The organism is Paenibacillus wulumuqiensis (assembly GCF_000971965.1).
Classification (GTDB): Bacteria; Bacillota; Bacilli; order Paenibacillales; family Paenibacillaceae; genus Saccharibacillus; species Saccharibacillus wulumuqiensis.
The window spans coordinates 75,459-101,446 of the sequence record NZ_LAQP01000001.1 but is presented as its reverse complement, the minus strand read 5'-3'; the positions used below and the strand labels follow the sequence as shown (position 1 = coordinate 101,446).

Genomic DNA, 25,988 nt, shown 5'->3' with positions numbered 1-25,988 from the left:
ACGCCGATCTGTCCCTGCCACTCTCCGTCTGTTCCATAGGATGGTAAGAGTGCATCAAGACTGGAGGTTTGCATATGACAATACTATTCTTTTTGCTGCTGGCTGTGCTGGTCATTCTGTTTGTACGTTCGAGAAATAACCGGGCTGCCGGCCGTACAGGCAGAGTCAATGAGCGCTTTTTTCGAAAGGTTGGATTACCTCCGGTGCATATCGTTCCCGAAGGTCATCCCTGCGAGCCGCTTGCCCGTAGACTGGAGCAATCGCTGCCATCCGATTATGAGCATCAGCTTCGGCAGCGTGTATTAACCGAACATCCTGAGCTGAGTGAAGAGGAGTGGGCCTGGCGCTGGATCGAGATGAAGCGCTACCTGTTGATGTGTGCATTGTTTCGCCAGATGCCGATGTTCAGTTCCAGAGTAGATGATATCTGGCATGAGATGCTGATGTTCACTAGAGAGTACCAGCAGTTCTGTGACCGCTTTTACGGATATATGCTTCACCATTCTCCGCATGGAGGATCACTGTTCCAGCCGGATCAGCGGGCTTTGTTCGACTGGGCATATGGAGAGCTGTTCCCGATCACACGCGGGAATGCCTATGTGTGGGGAGGATTTTTCCAGTATCCGCTGGATAAGGATATGATGAATAATCTGCTGGCGTTTAATTCACATCAGGCCAAATATTCCCTTTTCAATGGGGCTGCCTATACGAATATCCCGGAAGCCCGTGATGGGATTGATTATCTGGTTCAGCAGTTCCGTACGCATAGTCAAGCAGTACTGGATCGTAGACCGCCCCGTTCGCGCACGGATCGTTCACACCGGGACAGCAGCAGTGACAGTGCCTATCTGCCGACCTATACGGATAGCTATGGACTTGGTACGGCGAGTGCTGCTGCAGTCTATTACTCCCATGACAATCCATGGAATTTCAGCTCCATGATGAATTCTCATCTTCCACCAGAAGTACAGCAGCAGCATAACAACTCCGGATCTTCCTGCGGTACCGGGTATTCAGCAACGAATGATACGTACGGGCATCATGGGCATGATCACTCTTCGGGAAGTTCGTGCAGCGGGGGCAGCTCCTGCAGCAGTGGTGGAAGTTCCTGTGGTGGAGGCGGCGGTGAATAGCCGCTGCTGGTGTTGTATGTATTATTTTTTTATTCAGAAAACTTTCAGGAAATGAAGATAACAAAAATAGGTCAATTATCGTATTAAACCATGATAATTGACCTGTTTAGTATAGGGTAATAGCATTGTTCAATTAAAAATTTGGACATTAGGCTCATATAAAAAGATAGCGAAACTCATTCCATAGAAGCAATACAATTTTTATTCTTTTGATTGGTTCAATGACGAGTTTATTCTACACTGGACAACATCACAAAAAAGAACCTTAAAAGGCACTAGACTCATCAAAGTTCAAATTAATTTAACATTGATTATCAATTTCATTTTTTCTTTTTAGGAAAACTTGTATCTCAATCGGATCTTGTTCACATAAACCGTTATAATGTCTATCATTAAAAAGAAGTTCTTTATAACCCCAAATAGCAGTTATACCGAACTCTACATAGCCGTAGAACTGATAATACCACTCTGAAGGAACTGAATTATTGATAACCTTGAATATTTCTGCCGGATACCAACTTGTCATACTATAATCATTATATATCAAATATTTAATTCCTTGTTGATATAAGATAATGCCATAGACAGTATAGAATTTCCCAACCTTAAATAACCTTCAATACTCGTACAACTAATAAGCATAAATATCACTTCCATTCTCTCCAGAACATGGATTTTGTGATTTTTAAGCTCAATGAATTAAAAGTTGGCTTGATTTATTTCTCTATGCAATTTAAAGACAACGTCAATGATAGCGATTGAACGGCGTACGAATCTTAACTGGTTTGGAAGGATTACTTAGCACATTGGTATAATCAAATACTGGCACTTTGCCCGGTTTATAACGTCGCATATTTTTAATACCTTGAATAACGAATGCTTCTTCTCCTAGGTGCTGCTTGATTTGCTTGCGTAGAGTATCTGTTATCTCATCTACGACAGATTCAGTGAGTTGAAGACCAATTATAGAATCGGAAATTTGGTGAACTTGATGACATGGAGTAGCAAGCAGATGTTCTCTTCCAAACAAGTTGATATACGGTTCACCAAAAATATTCATCCATTGAAGCTCTGGATATCTTATCTCTAAATCAATGGGACCTGATTCAAAGTCAGTAACTAACTCAATTTTTCCATAGACAGGTTCAATAATTCTTATATATCTAGTGCATAATTCCATAAATTTTGACCAGTATTCTTTGTTAGAAACCTGAGTAGCATTAACATCGATCGCAAACAAGTTAAAATGTGCATATTGACTTTTACCCCATGATACTTGAAAACTGGTTTTACATTTTTGTTTTCTCTCTGCCAGAAAAGTCCTTAAGGCGTAACCTTCATTGACTGCCAGACTATTTTGCTCTTCATTCATCCAAGTATCAATCATAGTATCAATGTCTTTCCAATCAAAGATTTTTTTAACTGGTTCACTTTCATCATAAAAAGCTGGTGTAAATTCTGGAAACAGCTTCATAAGCTCAAGTATCTCAACTGCTAAATTCCTATTTTGAAAGTTTTTTAATGTTATTAAAAATAGACTGACAGAAGTATGTGTATTTATCATTTTTCCTCCTATATTATAATTATGCTCCCGCTTTGTGCATTCCTGAATAAGTTTTTAAACACAGTTTAGTCAGATCCCTCTTCGCTAATATTAAGAATGATTCCAAATTTAAAAAACCTCAAAGATAGAAATATATTTCTGAGGTTCAACGTATTATTGCAAGAGAATTTTCATTATATTTTTAACATCAATTTCATCTTTAGCAATCTCCACTAAACAATTAGCTTTATCATATGCGGGCTCAAAACCGATTTTAATTTTGGGAATATTAAATTTACTTTTTAAATTAATAAGAAAATGCAGCATTTTTGTTATTCTAATGCTTATTTCTGACTTTTCACCCTTATATAATTCTTTTTCCGAAAAATTAAATGTAATATCTCCTAAAATTTCATCAAAAGAAAATATCATAATTACATCATGCACTTCATATCCTAGTTCTATACTATAAAGAAGTATATTCCCTGTTCCAAACGGAGAAAGTAAGTCTTGAAAACTTCGAACTTGATAAAATTCAATATCTTTATTACTCTCTTTATCAAAAAAATGCGATGATTTTACTGCCAGTTTATTTAAACCCAACTCTCTAAAAATCAAATTATCTAATTGATCTTTGTTAAAATCTTCTAAAATCATTTCGAAATTTTCCATATTCTCCCTTTCAATGTGAATCCAGATTTAATTTTTTATTTTCTTCTATGAATCTGAGGATATTTTAATGGTTTTTCTGAATCAAACATGATTTCTGTAAAATCAAATTGAGGCACCAATCCTGGCTTATGACGATAGATGTTTCTTCCTGCCTCTACAAACGCCTGCACACCAAGATGACGTTTAACAGCAGACATAATTTCTTGAGAGGGCATATCATCTATAGATTCTGTCAACTGGATACCAATAATATTCTTATTAAATTCATGGATTTTGTAACATGGGGTAGATAATAATTTTTCTCTACCAAATAAATCGATATAATTTTTCCCCAAAAGTGTAATCCATTCTAATTCTGGAAGTCTGACTTGCAAATCAATAGGGTATAGTCCATTATTTCTTTCAAAACCCATATATCCATATGTCGGTTCAAAAAGATCAATAAATTCACTTGCTTTGTTCATAAAATCATTTAAAAGATTATTTTCAATTAATTGAACAGCATTCGCACTCATTACAAAGAGATTAAAATGCGCATACTGAATTTTTTTCCAAGATATAAAGTAAGATACTTTATATCTTTTATCACCGGCTGCTGTAAATATACCTGTTGCAATCTCATCTTTTAAACCTTCTTTGTTCGCCTCTTCATTCATCCATATATCTAACATTTCCTTCATATTTTCCAGTTTGAATTCTTTTTTTAAAGGTTTGTAGCGATCAAAAATTTTTGGTGAAAACTCTTCTGTATTACTCATTAACTCCAAAGCTTTTTCAGCAAAATTTTTATTTTGAAAATTTTTTAGCGTAAGAATAAATAATGAAAACTCTATATTTTTATCCATTCATTTTACTCCTGTTTGTATTATTTCATCTCTTTATTATCAGACGTACTATCCCAGTAACTATCATTATCTCCAGCATTATAGGTAATAAACGATAAATTGCATTGAAATCATAGCGGTGTACAATATAATTGATTACTTGTTAATAATTCTAATCGAAAAAGAATATTATATGTAAAGCAGTAATCCTTTATATTCAATTCCTTTGGATTACTATTATACATATTATTGCGGTAAGCATAGGCTTTCTTCAAAAAATCTATTCAAATTAATCCCGACTCTAATCGCTTTATTTAGGATGTGTCTAAAAACTAATTACTGAGTGAGTTTGAAAATGGAAGCCGCATAAATAAAAGTTAAGAACGACTTTGCTAATTTGTCATAGCGCGTGGCCACACGGCGAAAATGCTTTAACATTCCACCAAGTGGCGCTCCTTGTACAGATGCCAATCGACTTTCCAAGGACGGAGGCAGTTGGCTTTCGGTGGAATCACAAAAGAAGCCTGCTTCGTGATCAACCATTTTCGAAAATCTTCAGAGCCATAGGCTTTGTCGCCTAGAATTCGGCTTCCGGCAATCTCGATAGCTTGAAATAGCTCCATGGCGGGTACGGAATCATAGACTTGTCCTCCCGTCAGCAAAAAAGCAAGGGGGTTTCCCAAGCCGTCAACAAGGGTATGAATTTTAGTCGTTTTTCCTCCACGGCTTACTCCAATATGTTGGTTGACCTCGTGTCCGTTCGCTTTTTTTTAGCCCCTGCACTGTGCTGGTGGGCTTTCACTGAAGTCGAATCGATACTTATATTTTCAAAGTCGGGTTCAATATGAAGCTTTTGAAAAATAGAGGCTAAAAGTTCGGTATCTCGCCAGATACAAAAACGGCTGTATACCGTTTTCCATGAGCCATACCTCTCCGCAGGTAAATCGCGCCAAGCAGCGCCACTGCGGGCGATCCAAAGGATCGCATTGAGAGCAGTACGCGAGGAAAGTTGAGGGGGACGTCCTGTACGATAAGAAGGAAATAGATCCTTAATTTGCTCCCATTGTTCATCGCTCAACTCATATCGTCTTTGAATCATGAGGATCGCTCCAATCCTTTTCTTTAAGCCTACCACAAATTATTCTAGTTTTCAGACACTTCCTAGATAACATCACAAAAAAGAACCTTGAAAGACATTCCGCCATTCAAGGTTCAATCTATTAAAATTCAATTAAATTCCACAAATCTTTTATTGGTTTTCCATCGATTGTGCCATTTAGGAATAAATCCTGAGAAGACTTAAATGCCTGGTAATAACTATCTCTTTCTCTTGTCAAATACAACCCATGTTCATTTCTACTAATCCAGTATTTTTCATTTTTATAGTAGAAAAAAAATTCTTCACCCCATCCAACTCGTTCAACAAATTCATTATAATCCAAAATTTATCCTCCTATTTAACTGGTGGGCGACCAGTGGGCTTCCCATCTTTCCCATATGTCCATACATGCACATGTGGTGCTTCAGGATGTTGATTTGGGTTTCCATGATTATCATAACCAACGTCTCTAGCAGCCTTTCCATCAGAACCAAACCATCTTCGAGTACGAATTTCACCTGTTTTCGAATCTAGAATATCTATGCTCGTATCAGGCTCACCTTTATAACCGGGATTTATGCTTGTAGTAGAGTGCTTAACCGAAGGAGTAATATCAATTTCTTTTCCAAAATTCATAGTTACTTAGTAAGCATTTGTTATACGTTAACCTGTTAACTATCTAGGTTTTCTATTAATTAAAATATCACCTCTATTGTTATATACTCATTGTCATGTGAATTGAAGTTGCATTTATATGATAGCTCTTTTGCATTACTTATTATTCTATCTACATATCCTCAATACTCCGATTATAGAGGTTGCTTGAAAAAATGGAAGTTATTATTTTACATATTTAAAAATAATTTTTTAGATCAAAACTTTAATTATGTTATTAATGATGATATTTAATATTTCATTTCCATAGGATAAACAGTATAAAAAGGCCTTATGGTACAATAAGATCAATGTTGTAAATTGAAGGGAAATTGGGGATACCGAAGAACAGATTTTAATCCATACAGCCAAGCAATAGTCATCATAATAAAAGTGGCAAAACGCTGAATTGGGAACCCTTCTATCCGATCTACCATTTTACTTACATAACGGAGGAACTAACACACCATGAGACGCACTTTTTTTCCGCGCCTGCAGGGAAACAGCCGGGGCTGCCTTGCTTTTGAACCATTTTTCCTGATTCCTTACAGTATGGTAATGACGTACGCCACCCTGTATATGTACGAACTGGGTGTCAGTGAGACTGCGATTGGCTGGATTACGACACTGAGTCTGATCGTCCAGGTGTTTTCCTCTTTTATCAGCGGTTATCTGACCGACCGGATGGGCCGCAAAAAGGCTGTCCTTTATTTTGATCTATTGAGCTGGAGTCTGGCGGCCATACTATGGGCAGTCTCGCAAAATGTCTGGTTCTTCGTTGCCGCAGCACTGGTCAACGGATTCCAGCGGGTGCCTTCGACCGCCTTTTACTGTCTGGTTGTGGAGGATACCCGTCCTGCTGACCGTACCTATGTATTTACCTTGCTGCAGATTATTAGTGTAATTGGTGGTCTGTTCGCTCCACTCGGCGGTCTGCTGGTGTATGCCTATGGTCTCGTACCGGGGACGAGAATTATGTATGTGATTGCCTTTCTGCTGATGACGTTTCAGTTTGTCGGACGACATCTGACGACCCGGGAGACCGAGATGGGTTATCGGAAAATGAAAGAAACCCGTGAGCTTGGCCTCGGCAAAAGCCTGCTCGATTATGCCGGCGCCATCAAAGAGATTACCGCAAGCAAGACGCTGCTGCTGATCTTCAGCGTATATGTACTGTTTAACTTTCAGACGACGCTCAAGACGACCTATCTGTCGCTCTATATGGCTGACTACCTGCATGTGGACAGTGATCTGATCTCGCTCGTGCCTGCGGTCTCTTCGGTCGTTATGCTGCTCGTACTCTGGCTGCTGACACCGCGTATTCCGGAAAAAGCGATTTACAAGTCCATGATGGCGGGATTCCTGCTGTCCGTCCTCTCCAATCTGATGCTCGTGATTGGGCCAATCACTCATCTGGCCTGGATTGCTGCGAGTACAGTTATTGCTGCCGTGGGCATGATGATCAGTTCTCCCTATCTGGAAGCTGCAGTTGCCAATGCGATTGACGATGAGAAACGGGCCAAGATTTTCTCGATGCTCTCCGTGCTCATTCTGCTGATTACCTCACCGGCAGGCATTATTGGCGGCTGGGCGTATACTTTTGATCCGCGCATTCCGATCGGACTGATTATTCTTGCTTTTGCAGCAGCCTATCTGCTGATTGTTCGCTACCAGAATCGGAAAGTGCCAAACGCTGTCTGATTGCTGATATGGAGGCGAAGATGAACAGTGCCTCTTTGCTACTCTCATGATACGTATATGGATTACATCATAGGCAGTTCTGCATCTTTCCTTGATCCAGCTCCAGTGAATAGTTGGGATGCAAAACGATTATTTCAAAGTAATCTACAATCATTTCAGGTCATCTACAAAAATGTGCGCAGTCGCCTACTTAACAGGCAGCTGCGCACATTTTTGTAGATTAGGATCATTATTTGGGATATTGGGATCATTATTATGAAGAGAATTGTATTATTTGAACGTTACTTTGCCGTTGATCAGATCCAGGGCATTCTGTCCAATCTTCTCGGCAGGTGTGATTCCGCGGAAACGGGTCCAGATGTCACGGTCGACCATATACACATGATTGTTTTTGACCGCCTTGAGGTTGTTCCATACCGGCAGCTTTTTCCATTCGTTAGTGATCGCTTCGGAATCATCGGTGGCGATGAAGATCATGTCCGGGTCCAGTGAAGTGATCGTCTCCAGATTGGTATCCGGATAAGGGTCCTGACTTGTGCCTTTGACTACATTATCCAATCCGATCTCCTGCAGCACGGCACCAGCATACGAAGCGGTTGTATGTGCATTGAATCCGTCTTTGCGGGCTACTCCGATCAGCACTCTCTTTTCTTTGAGACTGTCGGCCTGTTTTTTGAGATTCGCCATGATCTGGTTATGCTGTGCGATACGCTGCTTGGCTTCGTCTTCTTTGCCTACCGCTTTGGCGATCACTTCAAAGTCTTCCATACTTTCCTTATAGGAGCCTTTGCGGCTGTTCAGCACAATCGTTGGAGCAATTTGGTCCAGCTGCTCCTTGATTTTGGAATGACGATCCGTATCGGCGATAATCAGATCCGGCGCAACACCGGCGATTTTCTCCAGATCGGGTGTCTCGCGCTCGCCTACTGGCATGTATTCGATCGATTTGCCAGCCAGCTTGTTCATCGCTTCCGGTTTGTTATCGTCAGCGATACCTGTCGGTGTCATCCCGAGTGCCAGCAGATCATCCGCAAATGACCATTCCAGAACGACTACATTTTTGGCGGGTTCCTTGAGCACGGTCTCACCCATATCATGCTTTATCGTAATAGCGGAAGCTAGCGGATCATCTGCTGATCCGCTGTTTGCCGAAGTGGAAGTGCCTGTTGTGTTGCTGCCGCAGCCAGCCAGCACGGCTGTACATGTGCCTGCAATAAGCAGACGTTTGATCCATTGTTGCATGTTCATCACTTATTTCTCCTTCATATGTAAACTTGGTTCATTTGATAATGATAATTATTATCAACTTTTATAGTATAGTGGTTTATCGCTTTAAAGTAAACTTCTGATGCCATACGGTTCTCCTGCATGATCTATTATTAAGCTGCTATCGATCGGCTTGCTGCTTTCTCGCTCCGATCTCTTAATGCATATAAAAAGGATGCCTGCCCTCTGACAAACATCCTTTTTAGATTTATATCAACACATTCTATATCAATGATTGACCTGTCGTCTGCTATCCGCAATGGCTGCGCCTTAGCATCGGATGCAGTTCAAAATCTGCGCTGCTGCATAACGGTCGACCATCGCTCCAGACTATGCTCTACATCGCTGATCCGCAGCGGCTTGGAGATGAAATCTTCCATTCCGCTCTCCATGCACAGTTGACGTTCCTCTTTGCGGGCAAAAGCCGTTACAGCAATGATGATCGGCTGATACGCAAGCTCTGTCATCCTACGAATCTGCCGGGTGGCCTCCATGCCATCCATATGCGGCATATTGACGTCCATGAAAATGATATCGTACGTCTGCTGGCTGACAGCTGTTACTGCTTCCTGTCCGTTATAGACCACATCCGGCTGGTAGCCCTTTTTGGTCAATATCGTACGCAGCAGCTTTTGATTGACAATATGATCTTCGGCAATCAGAATACGAAGCGGCCCATATGTGCCTGTCTTCATCTCCTGCCCCGGCAGATACTCGGGAATTACCGTACTTAATCCTTCATAGTCCTCAACATTCAGCAGCAGGGTAAAGGAAAAAGTAGAACCCTCTCCTTCCCTGCTCTCCATATGAACATCTCCGCCCATCAGCTCAATTATTTTTTTGCAAATGGACAGGCCGAGACCTGTACCTCCATGTCTGGCTGTACCAATCTGGGAAAATGGCTGGAACAGCTTGGCCTGCTGATCTGCGGGAATGCCCATGCCGGTATCCTGCACGGCAAACTCAATCATTATCCGGCTGGCATCCGGCTGAGGCTTCATTTGCACTGACATCAGTACCCCGCCCACATCGGTAAATTTGACCGCATTGCCGACCAGATTAATCAGCACCTGGCGCAGACGATTGCCATCACTGATAATCGATTCCGGCAGTGTAGGGTCCAGTCTGGTATTAAGTGTAATATTTTTGTCCAGTGCCGGCTTCTCGAATAGCTCGGTAATCTGCTCCAGCAGTTCCTGCAGATAGACAGGCTCGTATTCGAGTTCCATCCGGCCTGCTTCAATTTTACTGAAATCGAGCAGCTCATTTACTATTTTTAGCAGAGCATTGCTGCTATCCATGACAATGTCCGCATATTCCTGCTGCTCCTGCGTCTCCAGTGTATCGCGCAGCAGATCCAGCATACCGATCATGCCATTCATCGGTGTCCGGAGCTCATGACTGATAATCGCCAGAAATTCCGATTTGGCACGGTCGGCTTGTTCCGCCACTTCACGTGCCTGAATAATCATGTTCTCCTCGGTACGATCGCGTATCACGACTACGGCACCAATGCGCTGTCCATGATCAATAATCGGCGTAACCTGATATGAGGCGAGGAAGCTGGTATTGTCCTTGCGCCAGAGTACAGCCTCGTCACGCAGCCGGGTCTCTCCCTGCTGGAGCGCCTCCAGGATCGGCGTATTGCCCGACAAAATAGGGCTTCCATCCGGTCCACTCTGCTCCATATGATGCAGCAGCTTGAGACCGAGCATCTCCCCTTCTTCATAACCAAACATCTTTACTGCTGCCGGATTGGCAAATGTAGTCTGTCCGTCCAGATCAATACCGAATATACCTTCGGATACGGAACCGAGAATGAGCTTTTGCTCGTTACTCAGTTTGTAGATTTTGTTTAAATTTTCTTTGCTTTCGGTAATATCCTGAACAATCGCATAGACGCCTACGAGTTCATCCCCTACGTAGATCGGCACATTGGTCACTTCCACATCGACCAGATGTCCTTGTTTGTGAATCGTCCGCAGCTGGTATAACCGGGTTGCCCCCTGCTTGGCCTGTTCAAAGTTGGATTTGGTCCATTCCAGATCTTCCGGATTGACCAGCTTCTCGAATGAACTCCGCTTGAGCTCTTCTTCCGTATATCCCAGCATACGCTGAAAGCTCGCATTGGCGGACAAATAGTATCCATCCAGGCTGAGTGCATGTATACCTAGCGGATTGAACTCAAACAGGGATTTGTATCGGCTTTCACTTTCTTTCATTCTGCGTGCCTGCTCCCGCCGTTCATGGATATCCCGGGTCACGCCAATAATGTATTCCCGTTCGCCCTGCTCGTTATAAATATACCTGCAGGTACTCTCTACCCAGATATAATTGCCACCTTTTAACCGGTAGCGATAGCTGACTGCATCCCGTGCGGTTGTCAGCTGGCCATGACCGATATTTTCCAGATAATCCCGGACATGAGGCAGATCATCCGGATGAATATAGCTCAATCCATCCGTACCCATTACCTCTTCCACTGTATAGCCAAATAAAGGCTCACATGCCGGTGATGCATACACAAAGGTTGCTCCATGATCTGCCTTATGCTGGGACAGAAAGTCCGTCGTATGATTGGTCAGCAGTCGCAGCTGACGTTCCCGATCCTGCAGCTGCTCTTCCATCAGCTTGCGTACACTGATATCACGAATAATAGCCAGTAGTTCAATCTCCTTGCCGTTCACGTCCTTGACCAGACGACAGATCGCTTCTGCCCAGAACCATGAGCCGTCTTTGCGCAGATTGCGATAGACCACAGTCACCGAATGGTTGTCCACCAGACCCGCTTGAATCGTATCTGTCACATATTTCTTGTCATCAGGATGTACATAATCAAATCCACTATTGCCCAGCAGTTCATGTGGTTCATATCCCATCAGCTCTATGCAGGAAGGAGAAACGTCCACATAGGTATATCTTTCATCCAGCAAATGGCGGCTGATGAGGTCACTTGTATAATTCATAAGGCTCTGATAATGATGCTTGATCTGCCGGAGCTCAGCGTATTCCTGACTGCTAATCGTCACTTCATTCATACTTTATATACTCTCCCTCTTAATGGGCAAATCACTGCTTGACTGCTATTTTTACCAGCTGCATTTTGGTCTGCCAGGTTATGCCTGTTCGCCTGCTACTGCCGGATTATATCACCAGCATAAGGCAAATATACAGACATGGATCACATATATGGCTACTCTTCACCATAAACTTCTATCTGTGAATCAACGACGTCTCTCTCCACATAAAACAACACGGCTGCTTCCTACATATGAATCGTTGTAGAAAAACAGCCGCATGTTTTGTCAGGAAAATAGCCATATATGGATAAATAGCCTATGCAGTTAAGATAAATCATACTCAGCAAGCAATCGATTATTCCTGCTGTGCTTCACGGTACACTTCCAGGTACTCTCTGGCAGAAGTCTGCCAGCTGTAATCGCCGCCCATTGCATTTTTCATAACCTGCTTCCAATGCTTAGGCTGATGATAAAAAGAAAGCGCACGACGTATCGTATACAGCATATCATGAGCATTATAGGAATGGAAAGTAAAACCTGTACCTTCTCCCGTCATTTCATTATAGGAATGGACGGTATCATTGAGCCCCCCGGTCTCCCGTACAATCGGAATGCTGCCGTAACGAAGAGCCAGCAGCTGACTGATTCCGCATGGTTCGAATTTGGATGGCATCAGGAACATATCAGTGCCTGCATACATCCGGCGTGCTACCCCTTCACTGAAGCGGATCTCTGCCGCCAGCTTACCAGGATGCCGGTAGACTGCTTCACGGAACCAGTCTTCATAAGCCGCTTCTCCGGTACCGAGCAGTACAAACTGCACATCATCATAATACAGCAGTTCATCCAGTACCCGGCTCACCAGATCCAGTCCTTTGGATTCGACCAGACGGGTAACCATCGAAATAACCGGAATCTTGGGATCTACCGGCAGACCCAGCTCTTCCTGCAATGCTTTTTTGTTCTCCAGTCGTTTGCTCGTACCGCTGCGGTAATGAGAAGCCAGGTAGGGATCTGTCGCCGGATTATAACTTTTGGTATCAATACCATTGACAATCCCGCGCAGGCGTCCGCCCAGCGAACGCAGCAGACCATCCAGACCATAACCATAATACGGCATCTTGATCTCTTCCGCATATGTAGGGCTGACTGTAGTTACCCGGTCAGCAAACACAATGCCTGCTTTCATGTAACTGACATTTCCATAATACTCTACCCCTTCAGCATGGAAATAACGATCATCCAGACCAAACAGGGACCATAATACCGAATAAGGGAACACACCCTGATACAGCAGATTATGAATCGTATATACCGTACGGATATTGGAATAGAATGGTACGGATTGATACTGCGCCTTGAGCAGCAGTGGAATCATGCCGGTATGCCAATCATGCGCATGGATAATGTCCGGCTGGAAGTCCACTGCCGGCAGCATATCCAGTACCGCACGATTGAAAAAGGCAAACCGTTCCGCATCATCTCCATAGCCATATACCCCATCACGTCCAAAGTAATACTCGTTATCCAGCAGATAGAAGGTTATTCCATCCTGCTTGAACTGCTTGATCCCGCAGTACTGGCTGCGCCAGCCGATCTGAACCTGAATAACCGTTACGAGTGTCGCCTGATTACGGATCGACTCGCTGATACTTTTGTAATTGGGCATCACGACGCGTACATCGCATTTTTCCTTTTTCAGAGCGGCAGGCAAAGCACCAATCACATCAGCCAGTCCTCCTGTTTTGATAAAAGGGTTGGCTTCGGCTGCTGCAAATAAGATATTCATCCTTCATATCCTCCTTGTCGTTGGCTTGTCTGTATCATTCACATGCATGTAGTGGAGATCAGGCTTTTTTGCGTCTGCCAGTGCTCCGTCTCATAATGATTACGCTGAGCGGCGGCAGGTTCAGTGCAATACTGTTCTCCTGCCGGTCCCACTCGACTTTCTCGGATGCGGCAGTCTGTATTGTTCTGCCACCCGTACCGCCAAATTTCGGCTCATCGCTGTTCCAGACTTCCATATAAGTACCTGCTTTGGGTACGCCGATCCGGTAATTCACCCGGGGTACAGGTTGGAAGTTGATTGCAATCAGCAGCGTATCGGATGGCTTTTTGCCTTTACGCATATAGGTGATTACGCTGTTTCGTGCATCGTCCGCATTAAGCCACTCATACCCTTCCCAGTCATGATCACGTTCCCATAGTGCAGGGGAGTTGAGATAGAATTGATTGAGCTCGCGTGTATAATCCTGCATCTTGTGATGCATGTCATAATCAAGCAGCAGCCAGTCCAGCTGGTCCTGATCTTTCCATTCGATAAACTGACCAAATTCACCACCCATAAACAGCAGCTTTTTGCCCGGATGAGTCATCTGGTAGGCCAGCAGCAGACGCAGCCCGGCAAACTTCTGTTCATACGTACCCGGCATTTTATCCAGCAATGATTTTTTGCCATGCACCACTTCATCATGCGATAAAGGCAGGGTAAAATTCTCCGAATAAGCGTATACCAGCGGGAAGGTTAACTTGTTATGTTTGGAAGGTCTCGCTTCAAAAGAAGCTTCCACATAATCCAGCGTATCATTCATCCAGCCCATATTCCATTTATAGTTAAAACCAAGGCCATTTTCATGCGCAGGCTTCGTGACGCCAGGCCATGCACTCGATTCCTCTGCCATCATTAGCGCATTCGGATAGTAATGGAAAATCGCCTTATTCAGCTGCTGCAAAAAGGAGATAGCTTCCAGATTCTCTACACCACCATGCTGATTCGGACGCCAGCCTCCGCCTTCCCGTTCAAAATCAAGCCGGATCATACTGGTCACTGCATCTACCCGAAGTCCGTCAAAATGATAAACATCCATCCAGTACAAGGCACTGGAGATCAGGAAGCTGCGTACCTCCGGCTTGCCAAAGTCAAAGGACAGCGTGCCCCAGCCGCGCTTCTCCGCACGATCCGGATCGGCATATTCATAAAGAGGCGTTCCATCAAACATGCGCAGTCCGTGTGCATCCTTGGTGAAATGTCCGGGTACCCAGTCCAGCAGAACGCCGATTCCCGCCTGATGACAGGTATCTACAAAGTACATCAGCTCTTGCGGTGTGCCATAGCGGCTCGTCGGTGCAAAATAACCTGTACTCTGGTAGCCCCACGACAGATCATACGGATGCTCGGTCAGCGGCATTAGTTCCACATGCGTATAGCCCATATCCACCAGATAAGGCACGAGCAGCTCTGCCAGTTCGGTATAGCTGTAGAGACTGCCGTCTTCCTTTTGCCGCCATGTGCCAAAATGCATCTCGTAGATATTCAGCGGACGCTGATAAATAGGACGGCGCTTGCGCTTCCAGGCGGCATCTTTCCATTTGTAACCATCCAGTGATTTGACTACCGAAGCCGTAGCCGGGCGCACCTCCGCATGAACAGCATAGGGATCTGCTTTGAAGAAAATCTCTCCCTGCTGCGAGGTAATCACATATTTGTATAATGTTCCCTCGGTAATACCAGCGATAAATCCGCTCCATATTCCCGATTCGTCCAGCTTATGTAAAGGATATTCCTCTCTATCCCAGTTATTCCAGTCTCCTGCCACACTCACCTGTGCCGCATGAGGCGCCCACACTGTAAACCGCACACCCTGCTGACCTTCTTCGGCAGTTAAATGCGAACCAAATTGACGATATGCATGGTAATTGGTGCCCTCATGAAAAAGATAAATTTCTTCTGCAGTAGGTAATTTGTATTCCGTATATTTTTTTACCAAAATATCACCTCCACTAGTAGTAAACCGTGCCACAACCTGTTGGCTGTAAGGTTCTGACCTTTTAACTTTAACTATTACCCTATTCTAGCACGATTGAAAATAGAGAGTCATCGTAAATTGTGCTTCTTCATCTAGTAGCGCCAAAGCTGAACAGGGAAAGAGAACAAAAATTCGGCTCTGATAATATTTTACAATCTTGTTGTTTCAAGGGCCGCAGCAGAGGTTTATAAAACTAATACATTGCCAACTGAGCGTTGTCATGAAAATGGGAGGGAAAACGACATGAAAAATACAAAAAAAGAATGTATCGCTATGTTGCTGGCCGGAGGTGAAGGACGCAGATTAGCACCTTTGACGTCCATCGTTGCGAAACCTGCCGTGCCATTTGGCGGAGACTACAAAATTATCGATTTTCCTCTTAGCAACTGTGTGAATTCCGGAATTGACACGGTAGGTGTACTGACTCAATATGAAGCGGAATCGTTGCACGATCATATTGGTCAGGGAGATTCCTGGTCCACCGATGCACTGAAAATGAACATTACCCTGCTGTCTTCCGAGACCACAGGTGAATATATGGGCACTGCGGATGCCATTTACAAAAACCTGGAATATATTGATACCCTGAACCCGAAAGATGTTCTGGTTCTGTCCGGCGATCATATTTACCATATGGATTATAGCGAGATGCTTCAGTACCACCAAGAACATAATGCCAAAGCGACCCTTTCCGTAGTGGAAGTGCCATGGGAAGAAGCAAGCCGTTTTGGTGTAATGAGTGTGGATGACAGCATGACTATTACCAAGTTCTCCGAGAAACCGGCCGATCCGGAAAGCAATCTGGCTTCCATGGGGATCTACGTGTTTGATTGGCAGTACCTGAGACAGCATCTTGTTGCGGATGCTGAAAAGGCCAACTCCAATCATGACTTTGGTAAAGACATCATCCCGCAAATGCTCGCTGATGATGAAAAAGTGGTCGCTTACGAATTCCTCGGCTACTGGAGAGACGTAGGTACCATCAACAGCCTGTGGGAAGCTCATATGGATATTCTCGCCCACAGCAAACAGTTTGAACTAAAAAGAAGCGAATGGCCAATGTTCTCTGCCGATCTGGATATCGTCTCCGATCAACAGAATGCAGCAGCACCGGATTGCTCCATGATTAGCAGCAAAGCGGTTCTGGAAGGTAAAGTTGAGCGCTCTGTCGTATTCAACGATTCCACGATCAGCAAACAGGCTGAAGTGATTGAGAGTGTAATCATGCCTGGCGCATTTATCGGTAAAAATGCCCATGTGGAATACGCGATTATCGCTGAAGGTGCAGTAATCAAGGACAACGCTGTTGTTCAGGGTACCAAGGACGAGATCAAAGTTGTCGCTCCTTATGAAACCGTATATGCCAAACCATCTGTACGTACCCAGCCAGCTATGCTGCTGAAAGAAGTCTATGACAAATCCGGACGTGTCCGTGCAGGCGGCATCTCTTCTTAATCGAACACAGGTAGAACAACCGATCAGCCTGGCTGATGAACAGAATAAAAATGGAAAATTGAAATACAAAAAAGGCGGAGCATATGCTTCGCCTTTTTTTGATATGAATACGGCTATGGATACCATTGATATGTTTACTTTTGAAAATAAGCCCTTTACTACCTGTGACCTGTGAAGCTGTATCACGCGCTTCAGAGCGAGGTAGCTTGCCATTCGTCTTCCAGCATACTCATCTCATATATGCTGTAATACCGATCATTCAACTTCACGGCATCACGCAGATAACCTTCCTGCTGAAAACCACAGGATTCGTACAACTGTTTGGCTGATGTATTATAATCGAGTACTGCCAGCGTAATACGATGCATTCCGAGCGCATCAAAGCCTATCCGCAGTGCTTCCTTGATCATTCGGCGTCCGTAGCCTTTACCTCTTGCTTCCGGATCGCCGACCAGTACGCGGGAAATACGGGCTGAACGGTTATCCCGGTCGATACGGGTCAGGGCAATATGCCCTACCGCTCTGCCGCTGCTGCGTTCAACAGCAGTGTAGATTAACCGCTCCGAATGGGAAGGATCATTGGCATTGTGCAGATAGGCATCCAGATCCGTCGTCTGCAGCGGATACTTCCACTGCGATCCACTCCATTGCAGCAAAAATTCCGCATCCCCTGACCAGCTGAGGAGCTGATCATAATCCCTGGCTGTAAAGTACTGCAGACGAATATCATGCTCCCGGGCAGGCGGCAGCTTCTCGTACAGACTGGCCAGCTTGCTGCTTACATGATGCGTGCCCATATAACGAAAATCCTGCTGCTGATAAAAACGGTTCAGCGGCAGCAGATCGGCCATGCAATCCAGTCGCAGTCCCTTGCGTCCCTGCTGGTTCGCATACTGCTCCGCCCATCGCAGCATTGCCGGCCCCAATCCGATCGAACGGAATCGGGAAGCTACAGTCAGTCTATGCAAATACAGATAATTCTCATCATTGCGATGCTGCCAGTATTCTGCATCTCCGGCTTGCAAAGTAAACATACCAGCAGGCTCTCCAGCTACCTCGGCGATATACACTTCCCGCTCCACAAAATAGCTGTGAATCAGCTCGGGAGTAAACATCCCGCGTCTCCACTTTCCAATCTGCTGGGATTCCATCCAGTCTGCTGCTTCGATAAGAAAGTGCCTAACCTGTTCCTGTTCGGACAGCTGGGCTCTGCGGATATGCACAGCCAGCTGATCTTTGATTTCTGACAGACTCATTTTCCAGCCTCCCTGTATACGCCCGTTATCCTGCCTGCTGCTGATTATCGAGCAGCGGCAGATCCACACTTACCGTAGTTCCCTGATCCAGTTCGCTCTCAATATGCATTTCGCCTTCATGCAGCTTGACGATCTGCTGCGTTATCGCCAGTCCGAGTCCGGTACCGCCCTGGTTCGGATTGACCTGGAAGAACCGGTCTTTTACCTTTTCCAGAAATTCCGGACTGATCCCGATGCCCGGATCTTTGACCGAGATGCGTACCTTGTCGGGAGCCATCTCGGTGATCATCAGTGCAATCGTCGAGCCGTCCGGCGAGAATTTGATCGCGTTATCGACCAGGTTCAGGAACACCTGCTTGAGACGGTTACCATCCGCATAGACGATAAATGGACGCTCTCCCGGCTGCAAGCTGAGACTGATATGCTTTTGCTCGGCTTTGGCCCATACATTCAGCATCGTCTCCTGCAGCAGTTCCTTCATATTGACTTCACCCATCACCAGTTTCATCTGGTTTTGCTGCAGCTTGGAGAAGTCCAGCATCTCCTCGACCAGTCCGATCAGACGGTCGGTCTCTTTGGAAATGATGCTCATGCCCAGCTTGGTCTCTTCCGGATCGAATCCGCCGGAGACCAGCGTCTCGCTCCAACCCTTGATGCCTGTCAGCGGAGTACGCAGCTCATGAGAGATCGAGGAAATAAAGTCATCCTTGACCTGGTTGCTTTGTACGATTTCGTCCGCCATATAATTCAGGGTTGAAGCCAGATCCCCGATTTCATGGGGATAATTACCTTTGATCCTGACGTTAAAGTCCCCCTTCGCCATAAGGGTAGAGACATTGATAATATTGTTAATCGGCTTAACAATCGAGTTGGCCAGACCGACACTGACAATCAGTACGACAATCAGAATAATAATCCCGATGCCTGTAGAGACAAGCGTAATATAGAATAGCTTCTGATTCACCAGCTCGAGTGATGTGACATACCGGACCAGATATGATTTATCGCCGTTAATCTGAATCATCCGGGTAACTGCCATCACATCTTCACCAGTCCCGGCCTGCTTACCGATCCAGCGTCCGGTCGAACCGGTCAATGCCTGCGGAATATCACCGGTCTGAATCGGTTTGTCCAGCCGGAACGGCGTGGAGTTCTGAATTACATTTCCTTTCAGATCAAGTACCTGCACTTCGGCCTTATCCAGCGTATAAGTGGAGATCAGATCTCTGGGGTTGGTCGGTGCATTCGTATTATCGAACGAAGACTGCAGATAGTTGGAGATTCCATCGTAATAATACGTACGAATCGCGAACAAAAAGACCATCTCGACCAGAAGAATCGTCAGAAAGACGACTAGAAAGTAATGCAGAACGATCTGCCGGGTCATCCCCTTTTTAATCATTATGACTCCCGGCCTCTCCATTTATAACCATGTCCCCATACGGTCTGCAGGAATTCCGGCTCGGACGGATTGTTTTCGATTTTTTGGCGAAGACGTCTGATGTTAACATCGACGATTTTGGGATCACCCATATAATCTTTGCCCCATACATGATCGAGCAGCAGATCACGACTGAGCGGCGTATTTTCTTTCTCGAGGAAAAATTGAACCAGCGAGAATTCGGTTGGTGTCAGTTCGATCATTTTGCCATTTTTCTTAAACTGCTTGGAGATCAGATCCAGGGTAAATGGACCGGATTCAAAGGAAACTTTGGTATCCGACTCCCGCTGCACATTGACACGGCGTAGCAGCGACTGGATACGCGCGATCAGCTCGGTCGGGCTAAATGGCTTGCTCACATGGTCATCCGCTCCGACAGACAGCGCATAGACTTTGTCCTGCTCCTGTACTTTGGCTGTCAGGAAAATAATACCGATTCGTTCATTCTTCTCCCGAATGCGGCGGCATACTTCAAAACCATCAATCCCCGGCACCATAACGTCCAGCAGAGCAATATCAATATCCGGAACAGTCTCCAGCATATGCAGCGCCTGCTCTCCATTCTCGGTCTCCAGCACTTCGAAACCATTACGCTTGAGATTAATAATAATAAAACTGCGGATGGACTCTTCATCCTCCATAATCAGTACTTTACTCATTCAACTGCTCCTCCTCATTCATCCTGCACTTAATTTTGAATAATATTTACTTTATTATTTTCCCAGAGTGCGATAACCTGCCCTCTGTTCTCGGCGATAATCTCCCAGTCTCCATTATGGTTGTTCCACTCATTTTCACTGAAGAACCGTACTTCGGCTACCTTTTCGCCAGTATCCTTTAATACAAAACGCAGATCCTTATCTTTGTTGGACTTGGTATCGAGTGTGATTTTCTCCATCCAGTCACTGGCAATTTTGATGACAAAGCGGCCTTCTTCATCCCGATACTGCTGACTGACCAGCTTTTCCAAGAATCCGCTTCCGCTCCACTGGTAGTAGTTAGTGAACATCGGCGTCTCTACAGGGGCAATATTTTCCCATCCAGCCGGAATTTCCAGCATGCCTATTTCCAGAATGCCATCATTGTTGATATCTTCACTGACAATCTGCAGGTCCTTCCATGTTGCCTGCCGGCTAAGCTGGAAGGCATCCTCCAATCTGCCGTTTCTCATAATAAACAGATGCGAGAAGCCTGATTTGCCAAGCGCCTGATCCATAATAATGCCATTTTGATCCGGAGAGACTTTGCCTGCCACTACATTATAGGCGCTGACGATATTATTGAGATCGATGGAATCCAGCTTTTTGAATCCATTATTATAATTGTAGACGGTAACGGATACATAGTCAGGATTACTGTTCATTGTCATCGTCGTCAGATTGTTGATCCCATCTCCATCCATATCAATCGTCTCATAATAAGAGTAGGGAATATCCGTTTCCTTGGTCAGCTTGCCATTGTTGTAATCATAGACAACCAGGGTTTTCTGTGTATTCTCACTGCCGGCAGTATCATTCGAATAGCCGACCAACAGATTGCGCCGTCCATCTCCGGTAATGTCAGTAATCTCTACACTCTCCAGGGTAAACCCTGCACCATTGATATCCAGCTGCTTGACCCAGGTGTCTCCGGACTGCTCGAAGATCATTCCGTTGATCCGGCCATTGGTCGTCTGGTAAAAGACGATGGTCTCGCTCGTTCCGTCTCCATCCAGATCCACTGTCTGAATCCGGCTTGTATTGCCGCTTTTAGGACTCTGGATACTTGCTCCCTCGGGCAGCTCCGCACTGATCACACTGCTCAGCGTCTGCTTGTCCGATGGAAGCTCAGGTGTCTGAATCAATGTCTTCGGATCCGATAACGGGTTAAAGCTGCAGCCGCTCAGCAAAAAGAGCAAGCCTGCCACCGCCAGCATCCTGATCCATATCATTCGGTTCATTCGTATCACTCTCTTCATGGGCCTGCCGTATCGCTGGCAGGCCATTTTGGTTATAACAATCTTCGTTCTGCGCTCGTCAACCTTCTTCCATTAATATCAAAAGAAATCCGGCCTTCCTGCAGACCGATGATCCGGGTTGCATACCGCTCCGCCAGTTCCAGTGGAATCACGGCAATAACAGTTAATCTCTCGCTCGTGCACAGCGCGCGCAGCGTCTTGATAACTTCTTCGCCTGATTTGGGATCCAGACCCGTCACCGGTTCATCCGCCAGCACCACCTTGGCACCATGAGCGAGTGCCCGGGCAATCGCGACACGCTGTCGTTCACCACCGCTGAGCGTACCTGCTTTTTGATGTGCTTTGTCCAATAGACCGAGCGTCTCCAGAATATCCATTGCTCCCATATAATCATCGGAGCGTACCATCCCGGTGAGCATCCGCCAGACCGGTGTCTGTCCGGACTGTCCGATCAGCACCGTCTTGAGCGCAGTACGCTCCGGATGCAGCTGAGGGCTCTGCTCCAGAAAAGACCACTCCCGGCTGATTTTGCGTTTGCCACTGAATCCCGATTTATGAATATCCGTATCGCCAACACGGAAGCTGCCCTCTGTCCAGGTCTCCCGCATCGCCAAACACTTCAGCAGCATGCTTTTGCCGCTGCCGCTTGGGCCGACGAGTGCAATCATTTCGCCGTGCTGAATCTCCAGATTGATATCATCGAGTACTCTGGTTCTATCTTCTCCGACTATTTTTGTCAGATGATCTACGTGAATCATAGACATTGCTGCGACCGCCCTTCTGCGACTATTCATCCCGACTTGTCTTATAGCTGCCGGATCTTTATTTCCATTCAGCTCTTGATTTTCTTACTCCATACCGATACGGTACATGCATTCCGTACGGCAACTCTCTTTCATATCAGCAACATTATTGCTCCTATTGTATAGTTTAGGGGAAAAAGCAGAGAAATGCCATCTGCGCATGGATTTTATTTTGCTTTTTCGCGGAATACAAATCCCATTGCTGCAAAAAGAATATAACAGCTGCCTAGTACCCAGAACAGACTCGAAGCCGATCCCATCTCGATACCCTTGCCGCCAATGGCCGGCCCGACAATACTGCCGAAGTTAAAATGAAAGGACGCGAGTACGTTGGCGGCAGGCAGATACATTTTGGGTAAAATATCTGCCGCATAAGCGAGTCCCAACGAGAAAAAGGATCCGATCAGACCACCGGCGGCAGCGAACAGGGCTGCTGTCGCCCAGATATTTGTTCCGGCGAGCGGCACCAGTACAAACAGCAGACCGCCTATGCTGCCGGACAGCATCAATATCGTTTTGCGTCCGAACCGATCGCTCAGCATCCCGAGCGGCAGCTGCAATACTAGGCCTCCGATGCCGATAAATGGCAGTAGGAAAGCAATTGCGTCTGTCGTAAAGCCAATACGCAAGCCATACACCGGAAAATTGCTGTTCATCGCCGCTTCCATATAACCGTACAGCAGTGCAGGAATAAGCGCATACCAGGCCCACCGGTAGCTGCGGCCAAACCGGCCTTTTTGCGGCTCAGAGCCTTCTTCTTTTTCCGGTTTGCCATCCGGCAGTTTCACCCATACCAGTACGGTTACTATAATGAAGAGGATTGTCATGATCAGGAACGGTGTCATCATGCCCCAATCCAGCAGCTGGATACCCAGCGGGCCGATACTGAATCCGATTCCGTAGGACATTCCGTAAATGGAAAGGTTACGGCCTCTCTTCTCTGCCGGTGCAGCCATCAGCACCCACAGCTGGGCCGAGTAGTGAATCGCACTGTCTCCAATACCGACAAGCATACGCAGTACGAACCAGAAAGCGATGCTGGGATACAGTGGGAACAGCGGCAGGGTAATGATGACCAGCAGCAGTCCGCAGAGCATTAATTTTTTGAATCCGAGCACACCGAGCAGACGCTCTGCCGCCAGTGTCATGGCAAAGGAACCGACGTATAGAGCTGCAGCGTTCAATCCGTTGATTGTGGATGATACGCCCATCTGCTCCAGGAAGATAGCCAGTACCGGCAGCAGCATGCCCTGGCTGAGACCTGCTGTGATAATGGCAATAATCAGAATCACAAAATTAGAGGTCTGGTTGGAATAAATAGATGAACGATTGGATGTTGTTGTCTCAGACACGATATTTCCTCCATTTTTATGTATCAGCATTTTACAAAACGCTGTATCTATGCTGTAATTTGGTATAGTGGATCGGATGCAATAAACTGCAATTCCCGCCTGGTTACCAGGGAACCGAACAGATATGTGCCAACCCGGACCACCCGAACATTATAGTGGACAATCCGTACGCAAACAAGCCATAATAAGCACAACAGGAAGTTAGGAATCAAGCCTGTTATGGGAATTCATGATTACTGATGATTATATTCTGGGAGGTTCTCGTTTCATGAGCTATCAAGTGAAAATAGACGTTTCCCCCATTTATGATCTGCTCGGAAGCTTCATGGTCTATGTTACCAAGAAATGGATACGGGATATCGATCTCGGTACCGAGTGGATTCGGGAAATTGACAATACATTAAGCCCTGGAGTGCGTCTGGCGATATTGGAAGCCTCCTCTTGGCCGTTTGACGATTATGATGCACTGTACGCTTGGGCGAGCTGCCGCCAGCCGGAAGGTTCCGTGCGCCATTTTTTGGAACATCTTGAGAATACTCCGGAAACCGGCATGTGGGATGAGATTCACCCGATGATGCCTGGACTGTCGCTGAATGACAGCAGCCGGATTCAGAAAAGTTATGCGCCACTGCTCAAGCTGTGGTACGAACATTACTTTCACCAAATTGAAGGCCAGATTCTGCCGCTGATTACAGAAGACGGCGAAGAGAAAATCGGTCTGCTCGATAAAATGGAACCGGAAGCGCTGATCGAGTATGCTTCCGGTGGTCTCGTCGTCTCCCCGATGCCGGGACTGCATACCGTTATTCTGTTCCCTACCGTGCATAACCGTCCGATCAACACGTACTGCTTTTATGATGGGGTACTGCTGATTCAGTATCCTGTCGATGTACCGGAAGAGGGCGAGGAAGAACCACCCAATATGCTGCTGCGCCTGACGCGGGCGCTATCGGATCCTGAACGTTTGCGGATGCTGCGCTATATTGGCGGTGAACCCCGTTCACTGCAGGAAATGGCGCATGATCTGCTGCAGCCACAGGAGACGCTGATGCATCATCTAATGATGCTGCGTGTAGCCGGACTGCTGCGTATCCATCTCGGTAGAGAAGACATTGACCGCTTCAGCCTGCGTCAGGATGGAGTATCCGAGCTTCAACTATTTCTGGAATCGTATATCCGTATTTAAGGAGTGAACTTCATGAAAGACATTCGGCACCAGCATCTAATCTTCGATATGGATGATACGCTGATCTACTGTAACAAATATTTTAATCTGATCCTTGATGAATTTATCAGCCTGCTGTCCGGCTGGTTCGCGGACGAAGGACTGCAAATGCATGATATTCGCCAGAAGCAGATCGAGATCGATGTCGCCGGCGTGCATCAGGTCGGATTTGCCAGCGAGCATTTCCCGCGTTCACTCGTCGAGACCTACCACCACTTCAGCCATCTGTACAATCGGCCGACTTCCGAACTGGAAGAGCGCCAGCTGCGGCTGCTCGGCAGCAGTGTGTATGAAAAAGAAGTGGAAGCGTATCCCGGCATGGTTGAGACGCTGGAGATGCTTCAGCAGGCCGGGCATACCCTTTATCTGTATACCGGTGGTGAAAATGCGATTCAACAGCGCAAAATCGATCAGATGAAGCTGACTTCGTATTTTGACTCCCGCATCTTTATCCGTCAGCATAAAAATATAAAAGCACTGGAAGAGATTATCACTTCCCATCTGCTGCCTCGTCAGGATACGTGGATGATCGGCAACTCGCTCCGTTCGGACGTACAACCTGCGCTTCAGGCCTCGCTGAATACAATCTATATCAAGCATGAACTGGAATGGGCTTATGACATTATCCAGCTTCAGGCGGAGACAGAGCAGTCTTTTCATACGGTATCCAAACTGACCGAGGTACCGGATATCATTCATCAGAGCCTGCGCATTCATGAGAAAAAACGGACTTCGGGATAAATCCCGGGTCCGTTTTTTATGCATTCTGATCTCTGCAGGA

General features: G+C 45.8%; 19 protein-coding genes and 1 pseudogene. 5 read left to right on the top strand and 15 right to left on the bottom strand.

Annotated elements, in window-relative coordinates; translation table 11 throughout:
* The first annotated feature begins 74 nt into the window (after positions 1 to 74).
* The gene (locus tag WH45_RS22790) at positions 75 to 1,133 is read left to right on the top strand and encodes a glycine-rich domain-containing protein (protein ID WP_052723689.1); all 1,059 of its coding nucleotides are present in this window, start codon (positions 75 to 77) and stop codon (positions 1,131 to 1,133) included.
* A 745-nt stretch (positions 1,134 to 1,878) separates the two neighbouring features.
* On the opposite strand, the gene WH45_RS08680 is transcribed toward WH45_RS22790, so the two are convergent.
* From WH45_RS08680 to WH45_RS08655, 5 genes and pseudogenes are all read right to left on the bottom strand, one after another.
* A complete protein-coding gene (locus WH45_RS08680) occupies positions 1,879 to 2,697 on the bottom strand; it encodes a hypothetical protein (RefSeq protein WP_046213998.1) in 819 nt (272 codons plus the stop codon).
* Between the two features lie 153 nt (positions 2,698 to 2,850).
* Positions 2,851 to 3,348 carry a hypothetical protein gene (locus WH45_RS08675; RefSeq protein ID WP_046213997.1) on the bottom strand — a complete coding sequence of 166 codons (498 nt, stop codon included), beginning with the start codon at positions 3,346 to 3,348 and terminating at the stop codon, positions 2,851 to 2,853.
* Positions 3,349 to 3,383: 35 nt separating this feature from the next.
* On the bottom strand, positions 3,384 to 4,193 hold the full coding sequence (locus WH45_RS08670) for a hypothetical protein (protein WP_046213996.1): 810 nt from the start codon (positions 4,191 to 4,193) through the stop codon (positions 3,384 to 3,386).
* A gap of 315 nt (positions 4,194 to 4,508) precedes the next feature.
* Positions 4,509 to 5,271: pseudogene (locus WH45_RS23120) on the bottom strand (IS5 family transposase).
* Positions 5,272 to 5,392: 121 nt separating this feature from the next.
* The gene (locus tag WH45_RS08655) at positions 5,393 to 5,614 is read right to left on the bottom strand and encodes a hypothetical protein (RefSeq protein WP_046213994.1); all 222 of its coding nucleotides are present in this window, start codon (positions 5,612 to 5,614) and stop codon (positions 5,393 to 5,395) included.
* A 779-nt stretch (positions 5,615 to 6,393) separates the two neighbouring features.
* Here WH45_RS08655 and WH45_RS08650 point away from each other — a divergent pair.
* On the top strand, positions 6,394 to 7,626 hold the full coding sequence (locus WH45_RS08650) for an MFS transporter (RefSeq protein ID WP_046213993.1): 1,233 nt from the start codon (positions 6,394 to 6,396) through the stop codon (positions 7,624 to 7,626).
* 270 nt (positions 7,627 to 7,896) lie between these two features.
* On the opposite strand, the gene WH45_RS08645 is transcribed toward WH45_RS08650, so the two are convergent.
* From WH45_RS08645 to glgB, 4 genes are all read right to left on the bottom strand, one after another.
* Entirely contained in the window at positions 7,897 to 8,874 is a 978-nt protein-coding gene (locus tag WH45_RS08645; protein ID WP_052723687.1) for an ABC transporter substrate-binding protein, read from the bottom strand.
* 305 nt (positions 8,875 to 9,179) lie between these two features.
* The gene (locus WH45_RS08640) at positions 9,180 to 11,930 is read right to left on the bottom strand and encodes a PAS domain S-box protein (RefSeq protein ID WP_052723686.1); all 2,751 of its coding nucleotides are present in this window, start codon (positions 11,928 to 11,930) and stop codon (positions 9,180 to 9,182) included.
* A 337-nt stretch (positions 11,931 to 12,267) separates the two neighbouring features.
* Positions 12,268 to 13,701 carry a glycogen synthase GlgA gene (glgA, locus tag WH45_RS08635; RefSeq protein WP_046213992.1) on the bottom strand — a complete coding sequence of 478 codons (1,434 nt, stop codon included), beginning with the start codon at positions 13,699 to 13,701 and terminating at the stop codon, positions 12,268 to 12,270.
* Between the two features lie 58 nt (positions 13,702 to 13,759).
* Positions 13,760 to 15,679 (bottom strand): 1,4-alpha-glucan branching protein GlgB, encoded by a 1,920-nt coding sequence (gene glgB, locus WH45_RS08630; protein ID WP_046213991.1) that lies wholly within the window; start codon positions 15,677 to 15,679, stop codon positions 13,760 to 13,762.
* 282 nt (positions 15,680 to 15,961) lie between these two features.
* Here glgB and WH45_RS08625 point away from each other — a divergent pair, with 282 nt between their 5' ends.
* Entirely contained in the window at positions 15,962 to 17,173 is a 1,212-nt protein-coding gene (locus WH45_RS08625) for a glucose-1-phosphate adenylyltransferase (RefSeq protein ID WP_046213990.1), read from the top strand.
* 191 nt (positions 17,174 to 17,364) lie between these two features.
* Here WH45_RS08625 and WH45_RS23115 read toward each other — a convergent pair whose 3' ends face one another.
* From WH45_RS23115 to WH45_RS08595, 6 genes are all read right to left on the bottom strand, one after another.
* Positions 17,365 to 18,429, bottom strand: a complete 1,065-nt coding sequence (locus WH45_RS23115) for a GNAT family N-acetyltransferase (RefSeq protein ID WP_082096630.1) — start codon at positions 18,427 to 18,429, stop codon at positions 17,365 to 17,367.
* Positions 18,430 to 18,454: 25 nt separating this feature from the next.
* Entirely contained in the window at positions 18,455 to 19,831 is a 1,377-nt protein-coding gene (locus tag WH45_RS08615) for a sensor histidine kinase (protein WP_046213989.1), read from the bottom strand.
* Positions 19,831 to 20,529, bottom strand: a complete 699-nt coding sequence (locus tag WH45_RS08610; protein ID WP_017812419.1) for a response regulator transcription factor — start codon at positions 20,527 to 20,529, stop codon at positions 19,831 to 19,833. Before WH45_RS08610 ends, WH45_RS08615 begins: the two co-directional genes overlap by 1 nt.
* Positions 20,530 to 20,558: 29 nt before the next feature.
* Complete coding sequence (locus tag WH45_RS08605; protein ID WP_052723685.1) at positions 20,559 to 21,809, bottom strand: hypothetical protein; 1,251 nt, start codon at positions 21,807 to 21,809, stop codon at positions 20,559 to 20,561.
* A 50-nt stretch (positions 21,810 to 21,859) separates the two neighbouring features.
* Positions 21,860 to 22,585: a phosphonate ABC transporter ATP-binding protein gene (locus WH45_RS08600; RefSeq protein ID WP_046214563.1), complete on the bottom strand. Its 726-nt coding sequence runs from the start codon at positions 22,583 to 22,585 to the stop codon at positions 21,860 to 21,862.
* 212 nt (positions 22,586 to 22,797) lie between these two features.
* On the bottom strand, positions 22,798 to 23,949 hold the full coding sequence (locus WH45_RS08595) for an MFS transporter (RefSeq protein WP_046214562.1): 1,152 nt from the start codon (positions 23,947 to 23,949) through the stop codon (positions 22,798 to 22,800).
* A gap of 301 nt (positions 23,950 to 24,250) precedes the next feature.
* Between WH45_RS08595 and WH45_RS08590 the strand changes: the two genes are divergently transcribed.
* Together WH45_RS08590 and WH45_RS08585 are read left to right on the top strand one after the other, a co-directional pair.
* The gene (locus tag WH45_RS08590) at positions 24,251 to 25,168 is read left to right on the top strand and encodes an ArsR/SmtB family transcription factor (RefSeq protein WP_046214561.1); all 918 of its coding nucleotides are present in this window, start codon (positions 24,251 to 24,253) and stop codon (positions 25,166 to 25,168) included.
* A 12-nt stretch (positions 25,169 to 25,180) separates the two neighbouring features.
* Entirely contained in the window at positions 25,181 to 25,948 is a 768-nt protein-coding gene (locus WH45_RS08585) for an HAD family hydrolase (RefSeq protein WP_046213987.1), read from the top strand.
* Positions 25,949 to 25,988: the final 40 nt, after the last annotated feature.